Source organism: Pseudomonas sp. 1L-B-1-E-C1, from assembly GCF_057291835.1.
Genome location: NZ_JBXAWN010000001.1, coordinates 605,073 through 628,954, shown reverse-complemented (window position 1 = coordinate 628,954; position 23,882 = coordinate 605,073). Strand labels below are relative to the sequence as shown.

Here is a 23,882-nt window from a genome sequence, read left to right as displayed (position 1 = left end):
AGCAAGCTCGCTCCCACAAGGGATAAGTGCTGATTGCGAGGTCATACCGCGACCTCTTCACCATCAGCCTTGGTTTTGCCAAAGCGTCGGCCGAGGCGGTCGAAGTACAGGTAGATCACTGGCGTCGTGAATAGCGTCAAAACCTGGCTTACCAACAAACCGCCAACCATCACCAGACCCAGCGGCTGACGCAGTTCCGCGCCGGAGCCCGTGGCCAGCATCAGTGGCACCGCGCCGAACAACGCCGCCAGTGTGGTCATCAGGATCGGTCGGAAACGCAGCAGCGCCGCCTGATAGATCGCTTCTGCCGGGGCCATGCCCTGGGTGCGTTCGGCGTCGAGGGCGAAGTCGATCATCATGATCGCGTTCTTCTTGACGATACCGATCAGCAGGATGATGCCGATGATCGCGATCATCCCCAGATCGTTGCCACTGAGCAGCAACGCCAGCAAGGCACCCACCGCTGCCGACGGCAAGGTCGAGAGAATGGTGATCGGGTGGATGTAGCTCTCGTAGAGCACGCCAAGCACGATGTACATGGTCACCACCGCCGCGAGAATCAGCAGCAAGGTGCTCGACAGCGAAGCCTGGAATGCCTGCGCGGCGCCCTGGAACTGGGTTTGCACGCCGACCGGCATGCCGATGTCTTGCTGCACTTGTTCGATGATGTCCACGGCATGCCCCAACGCCACGCCGGGCGCGAGGTTGAACGACATCATCACCGCCGGGAACTGGCCGATGTGGGTGATTGCCAATTGCGCCTGACGTTCTTCGACGTGGGCCAGACTGGACAGGCGCACCTGCGCGTCGTCAGCGGTCTTGACGTGAATCTGATCCAGCGCCTGCGGGCCGATCTTCTCCCCGGCCTGGGCTTGCAGCACCACGCGGTACTGGCTGGCCTGGGTGTAAATGGTCGAAATCTGCCGCTGGCCGAACGCGTCGTACAGCGCGTCGGTAATATTCGCCACCGACACGCCAAGGCGCGATGCAGCGTCGCGGTCGATCACCAGATAGACCTGCAAGCCTTTGTCCTGCAAATCGCTGGCAACATCGGTCAACTCCGGACGTTGCGCCAGGGCCTCGACCAGACGGCCGCTCCACTGGCTGAGCAGTTCGGAATCCGGCGACGACATGCTGAATTGGTACTGGGTGCGGCTGACCCGGTCCTCGATGGTCAGGTCCTGCACCGGCTGCATGAACAGCCGAATGCCGACCAGTTTGTCCAGTTGCGGTTGCAGGCGTGTGATCACTTCACTGGCGCTCAGATCACGCTCGCCATGGGGCTTGAGGTTGATCAGCAAGCGGCCGCTGTTGAGCGTGGCGTTGTCGCCGTCGACCCCGATGTAGGACGAAAGGCTCTGCACCGCCGGATCTTCGAGGATGATCTTCGCCAGTTGCTGCTGCCGCTCGCCCATCGCCGCAAAGGAAATCGACTGCGGCGCTTCGGAAATGCCTTGAATCACCCCAGTGTCCTGCACCGGGAAAAAGCCCTTCGGCACGATGACGTAAAGGAATACGGTCAACGCCAGCGTGCCGATGGCGACCAGCAAGGTCAGCGGCTGGTGCTTGAGCACCCAGCGCAGCATCCGCCCGTATTCGTTGATCATCCAGTCGATGAACGCACCGCTGGCGCGATAGAAACGGCCTTGCTCGTGTTCCTGCGGTTCACGCTTGAGCAGGCGCGCGCACATCATCGGCGTCAGGGTCAGCGACACCACCAAGGAAATCAGGATCGCCACGGCCAGGGTGATAGCGAATTCACGGAACAAACGCCCGACCACGTCGGCCATGAACAGCAGCGGAATCAGTACGGCGATCAGCGACAGGGTCAGGGAAATCAGGGTGAAACCGATCTGCTTGGCGCCCTTGAGCGCGGCCTGCATCGGACTGTCGCCCTCCTCGATGAAGCGCGAAATATTCTCGAGCATGACGATGGCGTCGTCGACCACAAAACCGGTGGCAATGGTCAGGGCCATCAGGGTCAGGTTGTTCACCGAAAACCCGGCGAGGTACATGACGCCGAAGGTGCCGATCAGCGACAGCGGCACGGCCACGGACGGAATGATCGTCGCACTGGCGCGGCGCAGAAACAGGAACGTGACCATGACCACCAGCGCGATGGCGATCAGCAGTTCGTGTTGCACGTCGGTGACCGAGGCGCGGATGGTTTGCGTGCGATCCGTCAGCACAGTGACATCGAGGCCGGCCGGCAGGTTGTCGGTGATGCTCGGCAGCAAGGCCTTGATGCGGTCGACCACTTCGATGACGTTGGCGCCGGGCTGACGCTGGATGTTCAGCAGTACCGCCTGATTCTGGTTGGCCCACGCGGCGAGCCGTTCGTTCTCTGCACCATCGACAATTTCGGCAACGTCCTTGAGCCGCAACGGCGCGCCGTTTTTGTAGGTCAGAATCAGGTTGGCGTAGTCCTCGGGTGAGGTCAGTTGGTCGTTGGCATCGAGCATCGACACCCGGGTCGGGCCGTCGAAGTTGCCCTTCGGCTGGTTGACGTTGGAGGCGCCGATCAACGTGCGCACATCCGACAGGTTCAGACTGGCGGCGGCCAGTGCTTCGGGATTGACCTTGATCCGCACGGCCTGGCGCTGGCCGCCGGCAATGCTGACCATGCCGACGCCGCTGATCTGGGCGATTTTCTGCGCCATGCGCGTATCGACCAGATCATTGAGCTTGGGCAACAGCATGGTTTTCGAGGTGATGGCCAGGGTCAGCACCGGGGTGTCCGCCGGGTTGACCTTGTTGTACACCGGCGGCGCCGGCAGGTCGGTCGGCAGCAGATTGGTCGCGGCGTTGATCGCGGCCTGCACCTGCTGTTCGGCGACGTCCATATTGATGTCGAGGCTGAACCGCAGGGTCAGCACCGAAGCCCCGCCGGAGCTGGTCGAAGCCATTTGCGTGAGGCCCGGCATCTGCCCGAATTGTCGTTCAAGCGGTGCGGTGACGGCGCTGGTCATCACGTCCGGACTGGCGCCCGGATACAGGGTCATGACGCGGATGGTCGGGTAATCGACCTGCGGCAATGCCGAAACCGGCAGCAAGCGATAAGCAATGAGGCCGGCCAGGACAATGGCCAGCATGCTCAGGGTGGTGGCTACCGGACGGAGGATGAACAGCCGCGAGATGTTCATGCGCCCTTCTTGGCCTTGTCAGCAGTGGTCGCATCCGGATTGGCGGCGGACTTGCCTTGCAAATGTTCGGTCGGCGAGGTCGGCACTTCGCTGCTGTCATTGACCACTTCGACCTCGCTGCCCTCCTTCAGGCGATCGGTGCCTTCGAGGACCACGCGATCGCCAGCGGCGAGGCCTTCGGTGACCACGGTGTTGTCACCGTCGCTGGCGCCGATTTTCAGTTGGCGAATGGTGACCTTCTTGTCGCCATCCAGCGCGTAGACGAAGGTGCCGTTGGTGCCGAACTGAATCGCTGCCGACGGTGCCAGCACCACACCTTTGAGCGTGTCGGCGAGGAGGTGGACGTTGACGAACTGGTTGGGGAACAGTGACTGGTCGCGGTTATCGTAGCGAGCCTTGAACTTGAGGGTGCCGGTCGCAACGTCGATCTGGTTGTCGAGGCTTTGCAACACGCCGGTGGCCTGCAGCTTGGTGTCGCCACGATCCCAGGCTTCGGCGGGAAGCTTGGCGCCGCTGCGGTAACGGGCGAGCACGGTGTCCAGGCTGTTTTCCGGCAAGGTGAAGGCAACGCTGATCGGTTGCGTCTGGGTGATCACTGCGAGGAAGGTGGTGTCGTTGGCGGCGACGAGGTTGCCGACGTCGACCTGACGCAGACCGACGCGGCCGGCAATCGGCGCGCGGATCTTGGTGAATTCGAGGTTGAGCTTGGCGTCGTTGACCGCCGCCTGATTGGTCTTGACCGTGCCCAGGTACTGGCCGACCAGCGCTTCTGCGGTATCGAGGGTCTGTTTGGCGATGCTGTCTTCTTTATACAGACCGCGATAACGCTCGACATCGACCTGGGCGTTTTTCAGCTGCGCCTGGTTCTGCAGCAACGTGCCTTCGGCCTGAAGCAAGGCGTTCTGGTAAGGACGCGGATCGATCTCGGCCAACAGGTCGCCCGCCTTGACCATCTGGCCTTCTTCGAAATGGATCTTGACCAGCTCACCGCCCACGCGGCTGCGAACATTGATGGTATTCAGCGCAGTGACCGTGCCCAGCGCCTTGTAATACAGCGGGAAGTCGCCTTTCACCGCCGGCGCCACGCGCACTGGAATCGGCCCGGTACCACCGCCGAAGCCTGGGCGTGCCATCCCCGAGCGCCCGGTATGCCCGGCAGTCGCCTTGTCGCCCCCCGCCTTGTCAGCAGAGCCGGCGGGCCAGAATTTCCAGCACAGGACGGCGATGACCAACAGGACAAGCAGGCTGATCAGCCAGCGACGGGACTTGCGGGGGGACGATTGCATGGAGTTATTGACCATTGGGCGCGTGAGCTTCTATTACGGGAGGCTGAACGATAAGCACTGGGTTGATTTAAGCAAAGCAGCTTTACCGGCAATTTACCTTCCACTTACGTTTCAAGGTGTGAGGCAAAACCCTGATACACAAATGAAAACGGCCTGGACAGGGCCAGGCCGTTAACAATTGTAAAAGCCTTACTTGAGAACGGACAGTGCCGCTTCGTAGTCAGGCTCTTCGGCGATTTCCTTGACCAGTTCGCTGTGCAGGACATTGTCGTTTTCGTCCAGAACCACAACGGCGCGAGCGGTCAGGCCTTTCAGCGGGCCGTCAGCAATGGCCACACCGTAGTTTTCGATGAACTCGCGGCCGCGCAGGGTCGACAGGTTCTGTACGTTTTCCAGACCTTCGGCGCCGCAGAAGCGTGCCTGGGCGAACGGCAGGTCAGCGGAGATGCACAGCACCACGGTGTTGCTGATGTCGTTGGCTTGGGCGTTGAACTTGCGCACGGAGGTGGCGCAGGTCGGGGTGTCGACGCTTGGGAAAATGTTCAGGACTTTGCGCTTGCCGGCGAAGTCTTGCAGGGTGACGTCGGACAGATTGCCGGCTACCAGGGAAAAGGCTGGCGCCTTGGAACCGGCTTGTGGCAACTGGCCGTTGACTTGAACCGGATTGCCTTTGAGGGTGACTTGAGCCATGACTTGAGTCCTTCTGTTTTGTGATTGGAAAGCATGCAAGAGGCGGAAGTTAACCACGAAATCGGCTGACGACCTATGCCCCGTTGGAAATTGTTGGATGCTCGCCCGCACGATTGTATACAACCCCTGTAGGAGTGAGCCTGCTCGCGATCGCGGTGCTTCAGACACCCATGGGTTGACTGACACGACGCTATCGCGAGCAGGCTCACTCCTACAGAAAAGCGGATTTATATTTCGGCTGAGGATTTTGGCGAGCTGCTAACGCCGGAGTTGCGCGAGCAGGAAGATCGGGTTCGCGAGCAGGCGAAAAAAAGCTGAAAGGGTCGGTGCCTGACAACCCGCCTTCGCGAGCAGGCTCACTCCCACAGTGTCCGGTGTCGTACCGGTAATGCCGACCCCGGCACCAATCCCTGTGGGAGTGAGCCTGCTCACGAAGAGGCCATCAGCCCTGACGCATCATTTGGCTTCCGATTTCAATTTCAAATACGACTGATGCAGGTCGCTCGCCCAGCCATCGATCACCGCTTTCATGTCATCGGCCTTCATCACCTGGGAAGAGTTTTCCAGTGGTTTGCCGGTGCCCTTGCGCACCACCTGCGCGATGACATGATTGGTCGCGCCATCCATGAACACCGCTTCGGTCGCCAACGTGGTTTCCTGATCGCGAATACCGGTGGCAGTGCTCACCGCTGCGGCGACCAGTGCAATCGGGATCACTTCATAGACTTGCAGACCTTCGGTCTTGCTGCCGACCGCGGTAATCGCCGGACGTACCACAATCACACCCGGCCCGGGCCCTGCGGCCAACGGCAGTGATTTGCCCAGCTCACGTTTGAGCGCCTGATCGTAATAACTGGTGATGCCATTGAGCGTCTGTTGCGGGATTTTTTCAGTCGCTTGCGGTTTCGGATAGAGCTGGCTCGGTTCAACGTAAACGCTGGTGAATTTATTGATGTCGAGTTTCGGGTCCATCCAGCGCATCACCTCGGCACCGGAAGGTGACTTCGCCTCCTTCAGCTGGCTGTAATCCTTGAGAAAGCCGGAATACTGGTCAGGCTCGACGGTTTTGCTGGAACAACCCACCACGCCAAGGGTGGCAATGCACAGCGTGCCCATCATGACGGCTAGCTTCATGCTGTAATTCCTTTGAGAAGGCCAAGACATTTTGCATCGGGGAAATACAGGTATAGCCAAAACCCCGGCAAATGCGATGGGCAATTACAAAGTTCACGTCTGACAGCGCGTGTGCCTCGCCAACCGGTATTACCAGGACGATGTTTCGCCACTGCGCAAAGCTATCTCCCGCCGGCTATTGGCGCGCATCGCCTTGATCAGCGACACCGTCCCCACCAGCAGAATCGCCGCACCAAACAAGAAGTCGATGTTGTAGAGCTGGAAATCTTCCACCGGCCCGATCAGCAATGTGCGCACCACCGCAATCCCCACCAGCGTCGCCAGAAAGTCGATCCCCGGCTCATCGCGGTAAAACACCAGCATCAGCGGCAGGCACAGCACCAGCAGAAGCAACAGCACCACCACCTTGAACGAGCCTTTGCGCTCGACGCTGAACGCACACTCATGCGCGCCGTAAGGCTTGTAGTCCTCGTCGCGGATCATCGAATTTTTCTCGTTGATGTAATCGGCGCGGTTGTACTTCTGGATCGGCGTGAAGGTGTTGGACATCTCCATCAGCGTGGTGATGTTCTTGAAACGCAAGTCGACGCGCTCGCTACCCTTGAGGTAATACAACACCGGTTTGTAGCCGTAGCGATAAGTGTCGAACGGGAACGCCGCGGTCTGGGCGTGCACGCCGATCGGCCGTGGTTCGAGTTCAGCGAAGGCGCTTTTGTTGGTCGACGAGAGGTTGCGGCTCAGCGGCTGCACCTTGATCTGCTCGAGGAAGATCGGCGTGACGCCGAAAGACCACTGCAACGGTTCCAGACGCAGGCGCAGTTCGTTGCGGCCCAGGTCGTAGCGGTTGAAGGTACGTTCGGAAACCACCAGCGAACCGCCGACCATGAACTCGCCGCGCAGGTTGTTGGTGACGCGCAAGGTCAGTTGATCCTTGCCCAGCAACGCCGCTTCCGTGGTCGGCGGCGTGCCGCACCACGCGGTGCTTTCGCCGACACCGCCAAGCTGGCCGTCGCGGTTTTCCTTGAATACATAAAAGTAACTGGCCCACAGCGTCAGCAGCAAAAGCGACGCCGTAAGACCGAGGATTTTTTTGCCCGGACTCACTGATCAGACTCCCTTCTTTGGTTCCATCGTCCAGCCGAAAACCCGCTGGCGACGGCGACTCTACCAAAAGGCCATCAGTGACCCAAGGGAAAATGCCGGGTCGGCGCTGAACCTCAGGGTTTCCCCGGTATTCACCTTACCCCCTGTAGGAGTGAGCCTGCTCGCGATAGCGGTCTGTCAGGTTCAAATGAGGTGACGGACAAACCGCTATCGCGAGCAGGCTCACTCCTACAAAGGCCGCGTGCAGTCAGGTGCGATCGCGAGGAATCAGGCTTTGCAATTGCTGGGCGAGGAAGTTGGCGTCGAAGGCAAAGGTATCTGGATCCTTCAACCCATTGGTCTTGCGCCACTGCCACGTGCCATCCGCCAGTCCGACCAGCGAAACACTGCCGTACCGCGCCGCCGTCAGCCCCATCACCGCCAGGGATATCTGCCCACCGCTGCCCATCACATCCGGCACGAATTCCACCGGTTTGCCGGCAATCTCGATGCTGAGCTTCTCCGTCTTGAACGTCGACGTCTCCACCGGCACGCTCGGCCCGAACGCGACATAAGCCTCGCGACTCACCTCCAGCAGATTTGGCGCTTTGACCGGTTCAAGCCATTGCTCGATCTCATCGAACAGCGCGCCAATCCGTGTGGTCCACGCGGCCGATTGCGTAGTGAACAGTTGCTTCTTGTGCGCTTCGCTTTCGGCATAGTGGCGAAGCATTTCGCCCAGTTGCTGTACGTCATTCATTGCTGTGTTCCTCGGAAAGGACCTGCGAAGGGTGATAGTGGCAGATCCCGGGCGCGGCGTACGTTTGGTTCTTGCAGACGCACAGTTGCGTGAAAGATCGGCAGTACAGTCAGCCGGTGCTGGCGTCGCGACTCGAACAGAAGGAAACTCCGGGCACACCTGAACGCTCGACACTGTCATTTGCTTGAGGAAGTCCAATGCGCACCATCGGCCTTATTGGCGGCATGAGCTGGGAATCCAGCGCCGAATACTATCGTCTGATCAACCAGCAGGTCCGCGATCGCCTGGGCCCGCTGCGCTCTGCGCAATTGTTGATGTACAGCGTCGACTTCGGCCCGGTCGAACAGGCCCAGCACGCCGGGCGCTGGGACGATGCCGCTGCGATTCTGGTCGATGCCGCGCGCAGGCTTGAAGCCGGTGGCGCGGAGTGCGTGGTGCTGTGTACCAACACCATGCACAAGGTCGCCGAGCAGATTCACGCGGCGATCAGCATTCCGTTTCTGCACATTGCCGAACCGGCCGCACAGGCTGCACTGGAAATCGATGCGCGCACGGTCGGGCTGCTCGGTACCGCGTTCACCATGGAACAGGACTTCCTCAAGCAGCGTCTGATCGCCCAAGGCCTGACCGTGCTGGTGCCCGACGAAGCCGAACGCAAGGACGTACACCGCATCATCTACGACGAACTGTGCGTCGGCGTGATCAGCGAAGCGTCGCGGCAAGCCTATCAGCGCGTGATCGAATCCCTCACCGCGCGCGGCGCTCAGGCGATCATCCTCGGCTGTACCGAAATCGGTTTGCTGATCAAACCCGAACACAGCGCCCTGCCGCTGCTCGACACCACAGAACTGCATGCACAGTCGGCGGTAGCTTTCGCGCTGGCCGACTGACTCAGGTTTTCGCTGAACTGCGCAGACGGGCCATGCTCAGGGTGTCGACCCACTGCCCGTCGCGCACTGCGTAATCGCGAAACAGGCCTTCGGCTTCGAAACCGAATTTGCGGTAGAGAGCGATCGCCGCTTCGTTATCGGCGTACACCGTGAGCTCGACGCGGTGCAGGTTCATCCAGTTGTCGGCAACATCGAGCGCCGCTGCCAACAGTTTCGAACCCACACCCTTGCCCTGCCACGCCACCGCGACGGCCATGCCGAAACTGCCGGCGTGGGCGCGGCGCATCCTTGAGTAGGCCTCCAGTCCAAGATGGCCGATCACCACGCCCTGATGCAGCGCTACCAGTTTCAGTGCGCGTTCGTTTTCGGCCTGTAAACGCTGACGCCAGACCTCAGTGGACTGGAACGGCATCTGCAACACCTGCCGCGCGACGGCGGGGTCGTTGTAGAGCGCGGTGATGCCTTCCAGATGGGACTCGCTGGAGCGTTCGAGGTGGATGCTGGGGTTGTGGTCTGGCATGGCTGATCCTTCCTGGATCAATGTGTGGCCGATCACTCTAAACCGCGCATGACCCGTCTGGCGAGAGCAGAAAATGGTGGGAGCGAGCCTGCTCGCGAAAGCGGTTTTTTAGTCGCAGGTTCATTAAAAGACAAGAACACGTGACCGCCCCTCTCCCCTACCACTCGTCGGATTTCGGTTCGCACCTGTCAGATCTGACAGGTGCGCAATTCTCCGACCTGCGCTTTCATAATTCCTGCACTCACTCAATGCAGGAGCTTGAACATGACAACCAATGAGCCGCAAACATCTGCCGTCGCACTAAAGCTAACCTCCACCAAAGTTTTGCCCAGCGGTATCGAAGTTCGCCAGCTAGAAGCCACATCAGAAAAAGCCGTTGTCATAGGCGGCACCAGTGCCGATGGCTCAGGAGCAGAATCCGAAGCAAAATCGCTGACCGGAGTTCCCGAACTCGTAGTGGACGTCTCCCCGATCAAATTAAAATGGACAACACTGTCGATCTCTGGGACCGGATTACCGTGGAGACCGACCGGCGCAATACCTTCTCTATCCCGGACGGTGAGAAAAGCTACAGGTGGAACTCCCCCTATCACCTACACATCATCCAGGCCAGAGATTGCAACGGTTAATGGCAATGGCGAGATCAGGGGACTTATCACAGGGACTGCCAAGATCACGGTTCAGGATTCAGCGGGTCAAACCAAGGTGATCGATATTACAGTCGACAACCCGAAACACAGGGTCCTTTGGAATAAAACGCAGATGACCCATGCACAGGCCTTTGCATGGGCAAAAACAAATCCCGGATATATGCCATTCTACCGCGCGTCGAACGCAATAGACGATTATGACGGATACGAGGACATTCATGATTTTTATGTGGGATACGAGCCTAACCCTGATGGATGTGAACGTGATTCGACAAGACAACGCATATGGTTTCTCTTGGATGGGTCGATGTGGGGCGGGTGCGTTTCACCGTCAACTTTGGGCACTTGCATTATAACCATCCCGGAATGAAAGCCCTGGCTGAACGGAGGCGGCCCCTAAGGGATCTCTGATATTTCGTTCATAAAATCAATAAGTCGTAATATTTGAAGAAGCCTGCACAAGTCGACAACTTGGTTCACACCACACAAATGCAAGAAACCGACTCTATGCAGGCTTCCCCCAGATCCCCGCTGGATGACTTGCACAGAAGCGCGGCCAGTCGGTTTTTGGCAGCGACGCAGATGATGGAAAGTCTGCCCAGCCTGGATATCACATCCGTCAAAGGTGCTGATTGCAGCAATTGGCTAATGCGCGGCAATGCTATCGCGTAATTGCTGTGATGTGATGGATATACCGGGGCGACAGATTCAGTTACGGGTCTGAAGCTGGATCTGAAACTTTACATTGCGTCCTTTCAGTCAGGTTTTTCAGCAGATGATCGGGCGCTTTCGTGAGCAGGCTCGCTCCCACAGGAATCGGTGTCGATCACAAAGCTGCATTGACACAGCTGGACCTGTGGGAGCGAGCCCACTTGTGAAGGCGACCGCTCGTCGGATACCCGTGCGCACCTGTCAACTCTGACAGGTGCGCAATCCTTTCAACGCGCGTTAACTCACGCTGTCCCTTTCCCCCAGAGTCAGCGCCATGCCCAGCCCCAACAGCCCCCTGCTCCTCAAGGAACTCGACATCCCCGGTCGCAGCAAAGACCCGGTGTCGACGGTTCCCATTATCTGGGGCATCGGCATCGCGGCCGCGCTGGACAATTTTCCCCTTAACGGTCTGCTGTGCCAGGCGGGGCCGTGGGGGAACATGGCGGTTGGCGACAAGTTGACAATTTTTTGGGGCACCGGGGAGAACGCCTGGGTGGAAACCGTCGACAACACCGAGGTCGGCAGGCAACTGCGCATGTTCGTGCCTTCCCAGCACATGGTCGATGGCTCGTTCGCGGTGTCCTATGTGGTCAAGCCGCTGGGCGGCACGGATCAACCGTCCGAGGTCATGCAGGTGCTGGTCAAGCTCACGCGCCCGGGCGGGCACGATGACAATGGTGAAATCGGGCATTCCAAACTGATCATGACCCTTCCCGAGGACATCGTTGACGGCGGCATCCACAAGGACAACGTTGCCGCAGGCGTGCCGATCACCCTTGGCAAGACCGATGGCACAGCGCCCTACCCGCACGCGGCGGCAGGCGATGTCTGTCGCGTCAGCTGGGGCGGGATCTTTGTACTCAGTGAGCCGCTGACTCAGGAACAGGCTGAAGGCAAGGCGCCGGTCATCGTGACCATTACCGAAGCCGTCATCCGCGAGGCCGGTGATGCGGAAGCGCCCGGCGTGGCGGTGGTTTTCGAGGTCTACGACAAGGTGTTCAACCGCTCCGAGGACTGGAGCCCCGAGCAGCGTGTGGCCGTGGGCGTCAACGCGGACCCGCTGGACGCCCCCATCCTCAAGGAAGCGAAAAACAATGAGCTGGATCTGGACGCCCTCGCGGGCAAGCCGGGTACTGCACAAGTCCCCACCTCAAAGTCGAAATTCGAGCTGGGCGACATCATCATTGTGCGGGTAAAAGGCACGCCGACCGAGGGCGCGCCGATTGACTTCAAAGTGGAAAGCGCACCGCTGGACAACCTGCCGAGTGTTGTCGAACTCGAACTGCCCAACGCGATGCTGATGCAGCTGGCAACGAACAGATTTTCCTTGTCCTGCAGCGTGAAAAAAGCCGACTCCCCTCCCCATCTGCATTCCAAAAGCCAGTTCATCCGCGCCATCGGCGAAGTCCAGCGGTTGGCCGCGCCCATCATGCTGGACGAGAACTCCGGGGCGCTGGACCCCGCACTGCCTCAGATTCGCCTCGAAATCCCCTTCGACAAATCCTTTGCCGAAGGCCAGGTCCTCCAGATATTCATGCTCGGCACCAGGTCCGACCTCGGTCCCTACCTGCCTGACCTGCCCTTACGTCCCATCACCCACAACGACGTCGTCGATGCGGAACCGTTGTTGTACAACATCGATGGCGCGCATCTGACCCCGGTCAACGGTGGCAAGGCGGAGTTCTATTACCAGCAATTGATCCCCGCTGCGGTGCTTGCCAGGCTGGACCCGTTCGAGGCTACCCGCGCCATCCGCGAGTCGATCCACACTGAAATCCTGCAAATCGGCGAACCCCGCCTGGAACTGCCAGAACCCGAGGTGGCTGGCGTGGTGGACGGCGTCCTGCCAGCCAACACCGCTGGCACCACCCTGACCGTGGTGTATCTGGAAACGATCAGAGACGACGAAGTATTCATATTCTGGATCGGCTCGATCACCGGCGAATACCGCGACTCGATCAAGCTGAACGAGTTCACCGCCGGTCAGCGAGTACCATTCCCGATCCCGGCCACGGTGATCAAGGGCAATGAAGGCGGAACGGTCGAGGCCAGGTACGAGATCAAACGCGCGGCGGGCGGGACGAGTTACTCCAATTCGCTGACGTTCAGTGTTGGGGTGGCGCTGGAAAATCCTTTGCCACTGCCACAAATGCCGCAAGCCGCAGGCAGCGGCGCCACTGTGACCCTGGCACCGCTCAATGCCCAAACCGGTGGCCGGATCATCGTGGCCTATACCGGCATGAATGACACACACAGCATTCAACTGACCATGACCGGTACGCCCGGTGGCGGCTCTCCGACCATCGCGCCCAAGCCGGGCGTGGCCAGTGGCAGCGTTGAATTTCTGATCCCACCCGAAGCGATTGCCGCCAACATCGGCAATGCGAAGAAGACCTTCACGCTTCAATACGAAGTGACGCAGGGAACCAACAAAGTCCCATCGCTACCGCTCACGGTGACGGTCACACCGCTGCCCGCTGCGGAGCTGGACAAGCTCAGCATCGTCCAGGCGGATGGCAATGAACTGGATGTCACCCAACTCTCGGCGGGCGCCACATTCCGCGCCGGGGTATGGGCGTTCATGAAGACCGGTCAACCCGTGTGGCTGGTACTCAAGGGCAAGAATGCTCAAGGGAATGAGCATGATCGCGTGGTGTGGAAAGTACCGGGCTCCGCAGTGAATCAGACCTGGATCAATGCGGGAAAATATGAGCAGGTCATTCCCTACAGTTATCTGAAGGATCTGCGGCACGGTTCGGTTCTGGAACTGCATTACAAACTGGCCCTGACACCGAGTCAGGTCGAAGCGGACGCGATTGTCGGGCCGGTGAAGGCATATACGATCAAGGCTTTCACGAAACCACTCACACCATCCATTAAGGAAGCCTCCGGCAACAGCCTTAACCCGTTTGCGGCCAAAGACCGCCTGACCGTGTTGGTGCCGCGCTATACCGACATGGCCTCCACCGACAAGCTCAGCGTAACCTGGACCGGCGCGGCCGGCACCCCGGCCGAGGGTTCGCACACCTCGACAGCGGTGGACGTCGGAACGGTGGGCGCCAAGGAGATCCCCATCCCCAATAAAGTGGTGGCCTTCAATCTGGGCAAGCCGGTGACTGTGTTCTACACCGTTATTCGTAACGGGTCGCCGTACACGTCAGGTGAGTTTGCCCTCAACGTGCAGACGATACCGGCGGAGCATGCTGACCTGCCCAAGCCGACTATTACTGATGCCAACGAAGAGGACGAAACCCTGGATCTGACCAGTTTCACCGAAGATACTCGGGTACTGGTCAACGCCTGGCCGCTGATTGCGGTGGGACAAAAACTCTGGGTGCGTTGCGAAGGGACGGACGACAACGGTACGACGCAAACCGAGCACATCCATCAAGGGATGTCGATTACCACCATTGGCCCTCAGAGCGGCGTAGTGCCTCGCACCTTTCTGGACAAGTTGGCTCACGACTCGGACATCCGGGTGTACGTGTCGGTGAACTTCGATGGCGTGGTCGCCGCAAGTGCGGCAGTTGAATTCCCGCTACGTACTTATGTCGTAAAAGTACGGCCGGCATTTTTAATTGAGGATTTTGAAGCGGTGGCGGATGTCAGTATCTTGCCAGGGAAAAGCATTGACATCCCCACCATGAAAATAACCAACCAAGGAGCGAAGACTAACCGCATTCGAACCTCTGGCACGATAGAGCCTGGAAAAGTTGAAGGAAAGGTTCTATACGTAGGCAGTAACAGAACAATATTGGATTTTAAACAAAGGTTTTCCTCTGTAACATTTTGGCATTGGGAGAATTATTGGCAGGATAATGGCCAAGTATTTTTTTATGATAAAGATGGATCTGTACTTGGAAGTAAAACCTTGGAGACTTCACAAGGATCACCCAAGAAAGTTTCATTCTTAGCCGAAGGCATAGCTCGAATTGAAATAGCTCTAAAATATGATGACAGCATTGAATTTGATAACTTTTGCCTCACGTTCTAATTAATGCACGCCACTTAATTATTGGGAACATGTCGTGTTAAGGCAGTGTAAAAAGAAAAAGGCGACGCATTTATTTACCTGCCCCTTGAAAGCCGCACTCCTAGCAAAAGGGAGTGCGGCTTTTTTTTCATTTAATCTCGATTCACAGCAATCGTTGGGCAGTATTTAAGACTATAGCCGCAAGGATTATCGGGGTATCCCACGTTTTCACCCAGACAATCGCCCGACTTTTCTCCTTTAAACTGAGGTGTTTAAAATACACCTTCAGACACGCCTTTCAGGCTACAAATCCTTGCGCCATTGCCTACAGCCAAGCCAGAATCCGCCGGCTTGTGCGCCTTGGGGGCGGGTTCTATTGTGGTGCGGTCGCTGATTGGTCAGTGATCGGGTTTAGCAGCCCGGGTTTTCTCTAGACGCACAAAGTCCGTTGCCGTTATGGCGGCTTTGCGTGGGGCACTTCGGTGCGCCGGGTTCTAGAGTCCTGGTCTGCTAACCCGCGTACAGCCGCCACCTCCTTCGTTAGCAGCGAACGGTGGCAGCTTCACTACTCTAGAGGCTTTACCGATGATAAAACCCACACCCAACCCGCCCGAAACCGACCCCACCTCCCCTTACGAATCCCTCGACTCAAAAAAACTCCACGAAGCCGCCGACCGCGCCCTCGACCATTACCTCTGCCCACCCGGCTCCACGCCACCGCCCTTCAGCCCCCGCGCGATGTACGCCGTCACCGCCGACACCAAAAACGAAGACCTGCTGGCCAACGCCTGCGAAACCCTCGCCTCGGCCAAAACCATCGCTCAGGAATTCGCCGGGCTGGTGAAACCGTCGCAACGCCGGACGCTGATGGGCATTGCGCAGCTGATCATGCTCGGGGAGTTGGCCGTGAATAGGGTGCTGGATAATCTGGAGTTGACGCAGTAGCGGGCCTCTGTGACAGGCTTTGAGTGAGGCGCTGTCGCCACCGACGCCTTCGCGGGCAAGCCCGCTCCCACAGGGGATTCGTGTCGCTCACGCAGCAGCGGTTCCACCGCCGAATTTGTGGGGCGAGCTTGCTCGCGAAGGCGGTGGGTCAGTCACTGAAACGTCGACTGGTGGATTGCATTCGCGAGCAGGCTCACTCCTACAGGGGATCGGGTCAAGGCTGGAACCATTCGTGGCGTTCGTTGAAGGTTTGCTGGATGAGGTCGGTGAGGGCCTGGACTTCGGGGGAATTTTGCGAGTCGGTGTTGACGGCGAGCCAAGCATGGAGCTGCATCGCCTCGGCGAATAATCCGGGCAGTGCGATGAGGCCTCGGTCGAAGCGGCTCATGTATGCCGGCAGCAAGCCAATGCAGGCGCCACAGCGGATCATCTCTAACATCAATTCATAAGATTGCATCTGCACCACACCGGCCAAGCGTTGTTCGACCAGTTCATTCCAAGACCGAAAACTCTCAACGCGCCGATCATGCTGCCACTGCACCAGCATGAAATCCGCCAGATCTTCCGGCGTTCCCGGTCGCGCAGTCACCCGGGAATAGCGCTTGGCAATGTGCGGCAGATACTCGATGCGCGCGAGGCTTTGCGGTTCGCCGGTGGCGAACGCTGGGCCGGGGTGTGGCGTTTCGCCTGGGGCGAGCCAGAGAACGATGTCGGCGCTGACGGCGCGCAGGGCCAGTTCGCTGTCGAGGGCGATGATTTCCAGGCGCAGGCTGGCATTGCGGCGCAGCAGTGCGATGAGGTCGCGGCCGAGGATGTCGTGGAGGATGGACTCGGCGATGGCGAGGCGAATCAGCGGTTGTTCGATGACCGGGAGTTTGCGTTCGTGGGCCAGAGTGATGAGTCGGGCCTGCAGTTGCTGGCCTTCGCGGGTGAGGCTGAGGTTGCTGCCCTGAAAACTGAACAGGCTGTGTTGCAGTTGCTGTTCGAGTTGCGCGAGTTGTTTGCGCAGCAAGGTCGAGCGCACGTTGAGGCTTCGCGCGGCTTGCATGAAGCAGCCGCAGCGGGCGCTGACGAGGAAATACCGGGCGACTTCGCTGTCGATGGTGGCGGCCTGGTTGAGCCAGGGTTCGGGTTTGTTTTGCGGCGCATGGTAAACGCTGGCGGTGGGGCGTCCTGCGGGTTCGGTGAATGACATTGATGACTCCCTGTCGATCTATGTTGTTGTCGTGACGCAATTCTTTGTAGGAGCTGCGGCACGCTGCGATCTTTTGATCTTCAGAAGCAAGGTCAAAAGATCGCAGCCTCGTTGCACTCGACAGCTCCTACAGGATCGATGTGTGTCAGTTGCCTATTATCTTGTTCAGTTCAGCACCGTCGATGCTCAGGGTGGCGGTGTTGAGCATGCCGTCGAGGTAGGCCTGGGCGATTTGTTCCTGGCGTTGCGCACGCAAGGCCTGGGTCAATTGATCGCGCAGTTCATCGAGGGTCGCCGTGCGCGGCGGTTGTTGTTCGGTGAGTTTGATCACGTGGAAGCCGGCGGCGCTTTGCACAGGATCGGTCACGGCGCCAACCTTGAGCCGCGCCACGGCGCCGCGTACTTCCGGCACCAGTTGCTGCAACGGTTGCAGGCCGATGTCACCGCCCCGCTCTGCCGTGACGCGATCCTGCGAATACTGCGTAGCCAACGCGGCAAAATCGCCCGGCGCTGACTGCGCCTTCTTGCTCAATTCAGCGGCCTGTTTACGCACGGTTTCCAACGAAGCGGAATCGCTGACACCAAGGAAAATCTGACTGACCCGGTACAGCGCCGGCGTCTGCCAATTGGCCTTTCCGGCGTCATACGCTTGCTGCAGCTCAGCCGCGTTCGGATACTCCCCCGGCACCTGACTCACCGAACGCAAATAATCACGAAATACAATCTGTTCAGTCGCCGCACGGGTCTGCCGGGCGACGTCGGGCCGCTGCGCCCAGCCCTGCGCATCGGCCTGCTCGAGCACGGCTTTCTCGGCCAGACGCGTTCGAATCCAGCGCTCCAGCGCCTCACGATTGCCGCGCAACTGTTCACGGGTTTGCGCAGGGACGGCGGCCAGGAGCGCCTGCAATTCTTCAGGCGAAACCTGCTGATTGCCCAACCGCGCCACGGCTGGCCCGGCTGCAACCGCCGCCACCGGCGACGGCTGCTGGGCGGCGACTGGGTCACTCCCCGGCCGCAGCACCAGCGCTACGGCCACCACCAACAACGCCAGCGCTCCGGCGCCGATCATCATGGCAGGCTTTTTCACAGCGCGACTTCCTCTGCTTCGGCGACAGTAGCCTTTGCGGTTTGCGCACCCGCGGTCTGGCTGAAATCACGCAGGTAAACGATGAACTCCTGCAACAGCCGATCCCACAATTCGAGGTTGCCGCGCAGGTGCTCATTGCTCACACCCGCCGCCACGACCACGTCCATTTCCATGACCAGAAACTCGCCTTGCAACGACAGCCGCGCAAACCGCCGCGTCGCATTCCACTGCTCTGCTATACCCTGGGGCAAATCACCCTGCACGCGCAGCGCGCAGCTGAAGGTGAAATCAACAAAGCTGCCCTGCTCCACCGCCGGGTTGCCGAAACGCACCGCGTAGCCAATGCCCTGACTGGCGCTTAGCAATTGAACGATGCCGTTCTGTTCGCTCGGGTTGACGCGATACCCGGCGGCTTGCAAAACCTCGGTCAGCGCTTGCGGGGAAACGTGGGTGATCAATTGAGTCATGTTTTTCTTCCTTGTTATCAGTGAGCGATCGCGGCTTGCGGCGCGTCGAATTGGGTCTTGTACAGCTCGTCGCCAAAGCCCTGCGCCAGTTCTTCGAACTTGACCCGGGCACTGCCGGCGAAGGGCTGGCGGATCTTCATCACTTCGGCGACGTCGATGTTTTCGTAGGCCGTGAGGATCTGTTTGGCGACGCCGTACATTTGCTGATTCTTGGCTGAACATTGCTGCACTTGTGTGTCACGTTCCGCCAGTTGCGCTTGCAGCTTCGCGCGTTCGGCTTCTTTGCCGCGCGCGAGAACCAGCAATTCGTCATAGGCCTTTTTGAACTTGCCGGTCTGTTCGGCACTGGCCGCCACCTGTGCCTGGGCCTGACTGTGCAGACTCTGCTGTTGCCCGGCCAGTTGCTCGGCGAGGCCTTTGGCTTTGGCCAGTTCGGCAGTCAATTGCTTGATTTGCGCCTGCGCAGCCTTGGCTTCGTTCTGCGCCGCCAGTTGCGCAGCACTGGCCTGGGCCTGCTGACTTTGCAGGGCCTGCAGTTGCTGGGTGGTACTGCGCAATTGCGTGCGCAAGCGCTCTTCCATACCTTCGGCGCTCGCCCCGGTGGCGATCAGCAACCCGAGGCCCAGCGCCAGAAAACGCGTGTTCATAAAGCTCTCCCGGCGCCTTAGAAGCGCGTGTTGATCTCAAGCTGCAAGACGTCGATGTCGAACGGTGCGCCGTACACCGCTTCGGTGCTCATCCAGCGGCCGGTGGCGGAAACGTTCTTCGCCAAGCCGTAGTTGCCGCCCATGAAATAGCCCTTGGCGTTGGTGCCGCCGAGATGGAATGACGAGTCGTTGAAGCCGTCCGGCAAGGCATCCGGCTGGATGTACTTGTAGCCGGCGAACAGGTTCCAGTCGCCCTTGCGCTTGAGGTCCAGCGCGTTGCCGAGGGTGAACTGCACCATCCACGCATTGGCGCCGCTTTCGATCTCGCCGTTGCTGTCGAGGTTGTTGACGATCTGCCCGGCGGAACGCTTGCGCATGTCGCCTTCGTCGTAGCTGAGGTTGTGGATGTAGTTGCCCTGGCTGCGCAGTTTGAAGTCCTGCGGCAGATCGGCGTCCCAGACGACGTTGAGATCGAGCAGGTTGAACTCGGACGCAAGACCGACGAATTGCGGCTGCGGCGTGGCGCTCGGATTGAGCGGGTTCGGCGTGATGTCACGCAGCAGGAACACGCTGTTGCCCTTCTGCATGAACGCTGCGCGAGTGCCGTCGCTGTCGCAGCCCGGCGCGCCGGCCCACGGTTCGCAAGGGCTGGAGCGCTGGCCCTGAATGTCGTCGAAGCGGTAATAGGCCAGCGCACCTTTGAGGCGGTTGTTGCTGTTGATCGCCCATTTCGCGCCGAATTGCGCGCCGTACAGCCACTTGTTGTCGCTCTCTTCCTTGTCGAAGCCGTTGCTGCTGGTCGTGTCGTTGGTGTAATCCACCGGAAATGCGCCGACGGTGCCGAACACGCCCCAATCGCGGTTGAGCTTGTGATCGAAAATCGCCGCCACACCGTCGAAATTCAGATCGTTGGAATAGAGCATGTCAGTGGACATGAACGGGTTGGCGAAGCGACCGCCAGTCAACGTCAGCTCATCCAGCGGCTTCCAGGTCAGATATCCCTGATCCAGCCAGATGTCTTTCTTGGCGAATCCGCCACCGAGGTTTTGCGTGGTCGATACCGGATTGTTGTCCGAACCGGTGCCGATGCGAATGCCGGCGGTCCACTCCTCCGAGATCACCGCTTTCATGCCCAGGCGTGCGCGCAGGCGAAACAGGTTTTCGCGGTCTTCGCGGGTGTTGAGCAACGGCGGCAGGCTGGTGCTGCTATTGGGGTTCACGTCGTACGGGCCGTTGTTGTTGAGCTTGGCGAAGTCGACGATTTCGTTGCTGTTGTTGCCCGAGTAGTAACGCGACTCGTCGCGCAGACGAATGTCGCCGTCGAAGCTGATGCGCGAGGCCCAGTCCGGGAAGGTATTCGGCGCTGCCCAGTTTTCCTGTTTGGCGGTGGCCATGACCTCGGCCTTGACCTGATCGCGAATCTGATCACGCACCGCTGCCGGGACGTATTGCACACGGACATCGCCCGGCGCAGCGACCGGCCCGGCGGCGACTGCGGTGGACGCGGCAGCCTGTTTCGCCTGCGCGGCTTCGTTCTGCGCCTGGGCGATCAGCGCGTCGGCCTTGTCCTGTTTCAGAATGCCCTGCTCGACCAGCAAGCGGATCAGATTGATCGTGGCGTTCTCCGAGGGCGCAGGCGCTGCCACGGCCTGACCGACCAGGGTCGCAATGACCATGCCGACCGCCAGGGACAATCGATTCACATTGGAAATCATCTGCACACAACTCCTTTTGCCGAAGCTTGAAAGTGGGTTAGCCCGGACGCCGCCCTTGCAGGGACAAGCGCACAGGTAAAGTGATAGAGGCCGGAGGCCGTTCGCTGAGGGCCGGTGCACCGCGTAAAGCGGCCAGCACCTGGGTATCGATTTGCGGGTTGCCGCTGGACTTGATCAGCTCGACACGGGTGATCTCGCCGACGCTGCTCAGCCAGACATCGGCCTGCAGCGAAAACGCGAGGTTGCGCAGATCCGGGTTCTCACGCAGCAGACGCTGGAAGGTGAACGCCAGAAACTGACTGTACGTGCCCGTGCCCAAACGCCCGCCGCCGGCCCCGGCCATGCCGCCGCCCTTGCCCGCGCCGATGTTGAAAGCGTCGCTGCCGGCCTGCGCGTCGCCGTCCATTTGCATCGGGTTGGCCAGATCGTCCGCCGGCGATGGCGGCGCCTCTTCCTCAGGCTTGACCTCTTCCGGCTCCGGCGTTGGCTCAGGCTCGACGACTTTTTCTTCCACCGGGGTTTCCGGCTCCGGCGGTTTCTCCGGGGGCGGAGGTGGCGGTGGCGGCAACGGAATGATCGTCGGCACCTTCGGCGCTTCGCGGCGCACGCCGGCCATGTCGTTGGCCCACTGCCAGAGGAACCACGCGGCGAGCGCGCCGACGAGCAATCCGGCGCCCCACTTCACATAGCGCAACGGCGACTTTTTCACGGGCGGCGGCTCGATCGGGAGTTGTGCGGTCATGACTCAGCCCTGACTCGGTTTGCCGGTGACGAGACCGACCTGGGACAGTTCGAGCCGGCGCAGCAGATCGAGCACTTCGATGACTTTCTGGTACTGCACCGTCGCATCGCCACGCACAATCACCGGAAAATCCGGGCTCTGCGCTTTCTCGATGCGCAGGCGTTCTTCCAGCTCCGCCAACGTCACGGGATAGGCATCGAGAAACACCTGGCCGCCGTCGTTGACCGAGATCGCCTTGGTCTTGGCCTCCGACAGCGACACCGAAGCGCTGGCCTTGGGCAGGTTGATCTGGATTCCGGAGACCTGCGCGGTGGCGGTGAGGATGAACATCACCAGCACCACCATCAGCACGTCGACCAGCGGAGTGATGTTGATGCTGTCCACCGCAGCATCGTCATCATCGTCGTGGGAGGCATTTACGGACGCCATGACAGTGCTCCTCAGGCCGGTACGGAGTGGTTGGCGTGATGGCCGCGCTGGTGCGACGCCTCACTGAACTGGCTCTCGCCGTGCATCTCCGCCAGACGGGTGATGAACTCGTCGACGAACACGCGCATGTCGGCGCTGACTTCCTTGTTGCGGGTGATCAGGCGGTTGTAGCCAAACAGCGCCGGGATCGCGACGAACAGACCCATGGCGGTGGCGAGCAACGCGGCGGCCATGCCCGGCGCGATGGCATTGATGTTGACGTCGCCGGCCATCGCCGTGCCGAGGAACACCACCATGATCCCCAATACCGTGCCGAGCAGGCCGATGTACGGGCCGCCGGCGATGGCGTTGGACAGGGTCGAGAGTTTCGAACTCAACTGCTGGTTTTCGCGGGTGCGCACGCCGTCCATCGAGCAGCGGATGGCTTCGATTGTCGCGGCAGAAACCGACGAGGTATCCGCGCCCTGCTCGCGGCGAGTGCGGATCTCTTTGACCGCCACCAGATACAGGCGCCACAACGACGAGTGCTGCAGGCGCTGGGCCAGTTGCGCGTCGTCGGCGAACATTTCCAGACGCGTGCCGACCTTGGCGAATTGCACGCGGAAGTCTTCGTTGGCAGCAGTGACGCGGCTGAGGCTGCGGTTCTTGCGCAGCATGATGATCCACGACTGGAACATCATCAGCACCAGCACGGCAATGATCACCCAGGCGTCGATTGGCACGGCATTGAGCAGGAAGCCGAGACTGCCGAAACCGAACCCGGACTGTTCTTCATCGACGCCGTAAGCCACCAGTTTCGACTCGGCGCCTTGCGAGGTTGCGTCGGCCAGCATCAGCGCGGCCGGACGGGCGACTTTCGACAGGCGCAGTTCATCGATGGCGCCAGCGAACGGCTGGAACGCGCCTTCGTGCAGATCGGCGCCGATGGCCATGACCGAGTTGAACGCCGGCATCGCTTGAGCCAACACCGCGCTCTCGCGACCGTTGATGTACAGGGTGACTTTCGAACCTTCGGCGGTCAGTGCAACGTGTTGCCATTGCGCCGGTGTCAGCGCTTGGGTGGCAGCGGCGCGCTGGCCGTCGATCTCCACGAACGGCAGGCCTTGGTTGACGCCGACCAGCAGACTTTGCGTGCCCTCGCGACGGGCCAGAATCAGTTGCTCGCCACTGGCCTGATCCAGTCGCAGCCAGGCACTGAAGGTGAACGCGCTGCCAACGTTGTGTTGCAGCGACGGACTGGCCGGCAGCAACAAAGGCTGACCGCTGAACTGCAAGGCGCGCCCCACTACGCCGTCGATCGCTGTGCCGGTCGCGCTTTGCGCGGTGTTGCCGTACGCCGTGGTGTCTTTCGCCGGGGTGCCGGTGGCGCCGTCAAAGTGATACAGCGCGGTGTAACTCGGATCGAAGGTCAGTTGGCCGTTGCCGGTAGCCGGGGCTTTCTGATTGCCGTAGTACATCCAGATGTCCTGCCGCTGGCCACCCTCGACATTCGGCACATCGACCCAGATCAGCGCCATGCCCATCAGCGCATCGAAACTTTCGATCTGGTGATTGAGCACAGTCTTGTCATCGGCGGCGACGAAGCGCAGATCCGAGCCGTCCTCTTTCACGCCGTCGAAGGTGAAGTTGCCGGTGTGCAGGCGCACCAGCAGCGCGGTGCGGCCAAGGGCCTGATTGATCGCCGCGCCTTGCGGGGTAGTGTCGACGGCGATCTGTTTGCGGTAATGCCAGTCGTCCTGCCACCAGGCCTGGGCCGTGGCCGGGAGCACGAAGCCCAGGCAGATCAACAACGAAAGGAGAAGGCGTTGCATGGAC

The 23,882-nt window shown here is 60.0% G+C and carries 19 protein-coding genes; 4 read left to right on the top strand and 15 right to left on the bottom strand.

Going from position 1 to position 23,882, the window contains the following annotated elements:
* Positions 1-41: 41 nt before the first annotated feature.
* The 6 genes from AC0Z4S_RS02725 to AC0Z4S_RS02700 all read right to left on the bottom strand — a co-directional run bounded on the left by AC0Z4S_RS02725 (position 42) and on the right by AC0Z4S_RS02700 (position 8,096).
* The gene (locus AC0Z4S_RS02725) at positions 42-3,143 is read right to left on the bottom strand and encodes an MdtB/MuxB family multidrug efflux RND transporter permease subunit (protein WP_485621942.1); all 3,102 of its coding nucleotides are present in this window, start codon (positions 3,141-3,143) and stop codon (positions 42-44) included.
* Positions 3,140-4,444 (bottom strand): MdtA/MuxA family multidrug efflux RND transporter periplasmic adaptor subunit, encoded by a 1,305-nt coding sequence (locus tag AC0Z4S_RS02720; RefSeq protein ID WP_253501528.1) that lies wholly within the window; start codon positions 4,442-4,444, stop codon positions 3,140-3,142. The genes AC0Z4S_RS02725 and AC0Z4S_RS02720 overlap by 4 nt, the downstream gene beginning before the upstream one ends.
* A 174-nt stretch (positions 4,445-4,618) precedes the next feature.
* Positions 4,619-5,119 carry a thiol peroxidase gene (tpx, locus tag AC0Z4S_RS02715; protein ID WP_253501524.1) on the bottom strand — a complete coding sequence of 167 codons (501 nt, stop codon included), beginning with the start codon at positions 5,117-5,119 and terminating at the stop codon, positions 4,619-4,621.
* A gap of 456 nt (positions 5,120-5,575) precedes the next feature.
* Complete coding sequence (locus AC0Z4S_RS02710) at positions 5,576-6,253, bottom strand: DUF3313 domain-containing protein (protein WP_485621941.1); 678 nt, start codon at positions 6,251-6,253, stop codon at positions 5,576-5,578.
* Positions 6,254-6,382: 129 nt separating this feature from the next.
* Complete coding sequence (locus AC0Z4S_RS02705) at positions 6,383-7,357, bottom strand: hypothetical protein (protein ID WP_485621940.1); 975 nt, start codon at positions 7,355-7,357, stop codon at positions 6,383-6,385.
* A gap of 247 nt (positions 7,358-7,604) precedes the next feature.
* Positions 7,605-8,096 carry a hypothetical protein gene (locus tag AC0Z4S_RS02700; protein ID WP_485621939.1) on the bottom strand — a complete coding sequence of 164 codons (492 nt, stop codon included), beginning with the start codon at positions 8,094-8,096 and terminating at the stop codon, positions 7,605-7,607.
* 197 nt (positions 8,097-8,293) lie between these two features.
* Between AC0Z4S_RS02700 and AC0Z4S_RS02695 the strand changes: the two genes are divergently transcribed.
* Entirely contained in the window at positions 8,294-8,986 is a 693-nt protein-coding gene (locus AC0Z4S_RS02695) for an aspartate/glutamate racemase family protein (protein WP_485621938.1), read from the top strand.
* A 1-nt stretch (position 8,987) separates the two neighbouring features.
* Here the strand turns inward: AC0Z4S_RS02695 and AC0Z4S_RS02690 are convergent, their stop codons facing one another.
* Positions 8,988-9,506, bottom strand: a complete 519-nt coding sequence (locus AC0Z4S_RS02690; RefSeq protein ID WP_485621937.1) for a GNAT family N-acetyltransferase — start codon at positions 9,504-9,506, stop codon at positions 8,988-8,990.
* A 264-nt stretch (positions 9,507-9,770) separates the two neighbouring features.
* On the opposite strand from AC0Z4S_RS02690, the gene AC0Z4S_RS02685 reads away from it, so the two are divergent.
* The 3 genes from AC0Z4S_RS02685 (at position 9,771) to AC0Z4S_RS02675 (ending at position 15,785) form a co-directional block, all read left to right on the top strand.
* On the top strand, positions 9,771-10,526 hold the full coding sequence (locus AC0Z4S_RS02685) for an Ig-like domain-containing protein (RefSeq protein ID WP_485621936.1): 756 nt from the start codon (positions 9,771-9,773) through the stop codon (positions 10,524-10,526).
* A 615-nt stretch (positions 10,527-11,141) separates the two neighbouring features.
* The gene (locus AC0Z4S_RS02680; RefSeq protein WP_485621935.1) at positions 11,142-14,861 is read left to right on the top strand and encodes a hypothetical protein; all 3,720 of its coding nucleotides are present in this window, start codon (positions 11,142-11,144) and stop codon (positions 14,859-14,861) included.
* 564 nt (positions 14,862-15,425) lie between these two features.
* A complete protein-coding gene (locus tag AC0Z4S_RS02675; RefSeq protein ID WP_485621934.1) occupies positions 15,426-15,785 on the top strand; it encodes a DUF6124 family protein in 360 nt (119 codons plus the stop codon).
* 214 nt (positions 15,786-15,999) lie between these two features.
* Here the strand turns inward: AC0Z4S_RS02675 and AC0Z4S_RS02670 are convergent, their stop codons facing one another.
* From AC0Z4S_RS02670 to AC0Z4S_RS02635, 8 genes are all read right to left on the bottom strand, one after another.
* Positions 16,000-16,980, bottom strand: coding sequence for a substrate-binding domain-containing protein (locus AC0Z4S_RS02670; protein ID WP_485621933.1), 981 nt, complete (start codon positions 16,978-16,980; stop codon positions 16,000-16,002).
* 145 nt (positions 16,981-17,125) lie between these two features.
* On the bottom strand, positions 17,126-18,067 hold the full coding sequence (locus AC0Z4S_RS02665) for a peptidylprolyl isomerase (RefSeq protein WP_485621932.1): 942 nt from the start codon (positions 18,065-18,067) through the stop codon (positions 17,126-17,128).
* Entirely contained in the window at positions 18,064-18,534 is a 471-nt protein-coding gene (locus AC0Z4S_RS02660) for a YbjN domain-containing protein (protein WP_485621931.1), read from the bottom strand. The genes AC0Z4S_RS02665 and AC0Z4S_RS02660 overlap by 4 nt, the downstream gene beginning before the upstream one ends.
* A 17-nt stretch (positions 18,535-18,551) precedes the next feature.
* The gene (locus AC0Z4S_RS02655) at positions 18,552-19,181 is read right to left on the bottom strand and encodes a DNA repair protein (protein WP_485621930.1); all 630 of its coding nucleotides are present in this window, start codon (positions 19,179-19,181) and stop codon (positions 18,552-18,554) included.
* A 17-nt stretch (positions 19,182-19,198) separates the two neighbouring features.
* The gene (locus AC0Z4S_RS02650; protein ID WP_485621929.1) at positions 19,199-20,896 is read right to left on the bottom strand and encodes a putative porin; all 1,698 of its coding nucleotides are present in this window, start codon (positions 20,894-20,896) and stop codon (positions 19,199-19,201) included.
* Between the two features lie 37 nt (positions 20,897-20,933).
* Positions 20,934-21,638 carry an energy transducer TonB family protein gene (locus AC0Z4S_RS02645; protein ID WP_064361688.1) on the bottom strand — a complete coding sequence of 235 codons (705 nt, stop codon included), beginning with the start codon at positions 21,636-21,638 and terminating at the stop codon, positions 20,934-20,936.
* A gap of 3 nt (positions 21,639-21,641) precedes the next feature.
* The gene (locus tag AC0Z4S_RS02640; RefSeq protein ID WP_003201710.1) at positions 21,642-22,067 is read right to left on the bottom strand and encodes an ExbD/TolR family protein; all 426 of its coding nucleotides are present in this window, start codon (positions 22,065-22,067) and stop codon (positions 21,642-21,644) included.
* Positions 22,068-22,078: 11 nt separating this feature from the next.
* The gene (locus AC0Z4S_RS02635; protein ID WP_485621928.1) at positions 22,079-23,878 is read right to left on the bottom strand and encodes a DUF2341 domain-containing protein; all 1,800 of its coding nucleotides are present in this window, start codon (positions 23,876-23,878) and stop codon (positions 22,079-22,081) included.
* Positions 23,879-23,882 lie beyond the last annotated feature (4 nt).

What these genes read in the sequence shown, in the direction of transcription:
- AC0Z4S_RS02725 (WP_485621942.1), bottom strand. Translation starts at nt 3,143, where the DNA reads ATGAACATCTCGCGGCTGTTCATCCTCCGTCCGGTAGCCACCACCCTG.
- AC0Z4S_RS02720 (WP_253501528.1), bottom strand. Translation starts at nt 4,444, where the DNA reads ATGGTCAATAACTCCATGCAATCGTCCCCCCGCAAGTCCCGTCGCTGG.
- tpx (WP_253501524.1), bottom strand. Translation starts at nt 5,119, where the DNA reads ATGGCTCAAGTCACCCTCAAAGGCAATCCGGTTCAAGTCAACGGCCAG.
- AC0Z4S_RS02710 (WP_485621941.1), bottom strand. Translation starts at nt 6,253, where the DNA reads ATGAAGCTAGCCGTCATGATGGGCACGCTGTGCATTGCCACCCTTGGC.
- AC0Z4S_RS02700 (WP_485621939.1), bottom strand. Translation starts at nt 8,096, where the DNA reads ATGAATGACGTACAGCAACTGGGCGAAATGCTTCGCCACTATGCCGAA.
- AC0Z4S_RS02695 (WP_485621938.1), top strand. Translation starts at nt 8,294, where the DNA reads ATGCGCACCATCGGCCTTATTGGCGGCATGAGCTGGGAATCCAGCGCC.
- AC0Z4S_RS02690 (WP_485621937.1), bottom strand. Translation starts at nt 9,506, where the DNA reads ATGCCAGACCACAACCCCAGCATCCACCTCGAACGCTCCAGCGAGTCC.
- AC0Z4S_RS02685 (WP_485621936.1), top strand. Translation starts at nt 9,771, where the DNA reads ATGACAACCAATGAGCCGCAAACATCTGCCGTCGCACTAAAGCTAACC.
- AC0Z4S_RS02680 (WP_485621935.1), top strand. Translation starts at nt 11,142, where the DNA reads ATGCCCAGCCCCAACAGCCCCCTGCTCCTCAAGGAACTCGACATCCCC.
- AC0Z4S_RS02675 (WP_485621934.1), top strand. Translation starts at nt 15,426, where the DNA reads ATGATAAAACCCACACCCAACCCGCCCGAAACCGACCCCACCTCCCCT.
- AC0Z4S_RS02670 (WP_485621933.1), bottom strand. Translation starts at nt 16,980, where the DNA reads ATGTCATTCACCGAACCCGCAGGACGCCCCACCGCCAGCGTTTACCAT.
- AC0Z4S_RS02660 (WP_485621931.1), bottom strand. Translation starts at nt 18,534, where the DNA reads ATGACTCAATTGATCACCCACGTTTCCCCGCAAGCGCTGACCGAGGTT.
- AC0Z4S_RS02655 (WP_485621930.1), bottom strand. Translation starts at nt 19,181, where the DNA reads ATGAACACGCGTTTTCTGGCGCTGGGCCTCGGGTTGCTGATCGCCACC.
- AC0Z4S_RS02650 (WP_485621929.1), bottom strand. Translation starts at nt 20,896, where the DNA reads ATGATTTCCAATGTGAATCGATTGTCCCTGGCGGTCGGCATGGTCATT.
- AC0Z4S_RS02645 (WP_064361688.1), bottom strand. Translation starts at nt 21,638, where the DNA reads ATGACCGCACAACTCCCGATCGAGCCGCCGCCCGTGAAAAAGTCGCCG.
- AC0Z4S_RS02640 (WP_003201710.1), bottom strand. Translation starts at nt 22,067, where the DNA reads ATGGCGTCCGTAAATGCCTCCCACGACGATGATGACGATGCTGCGGTG.
- AC0Z4S_RS02635 (WP_485621928.1), bottom strand. Translation starts at nt 23,878, where the DNA reads ATGCAACGCCTTCTCCTTTCGTTGTTGATCTGCCTGGGCTTCGTGCTC.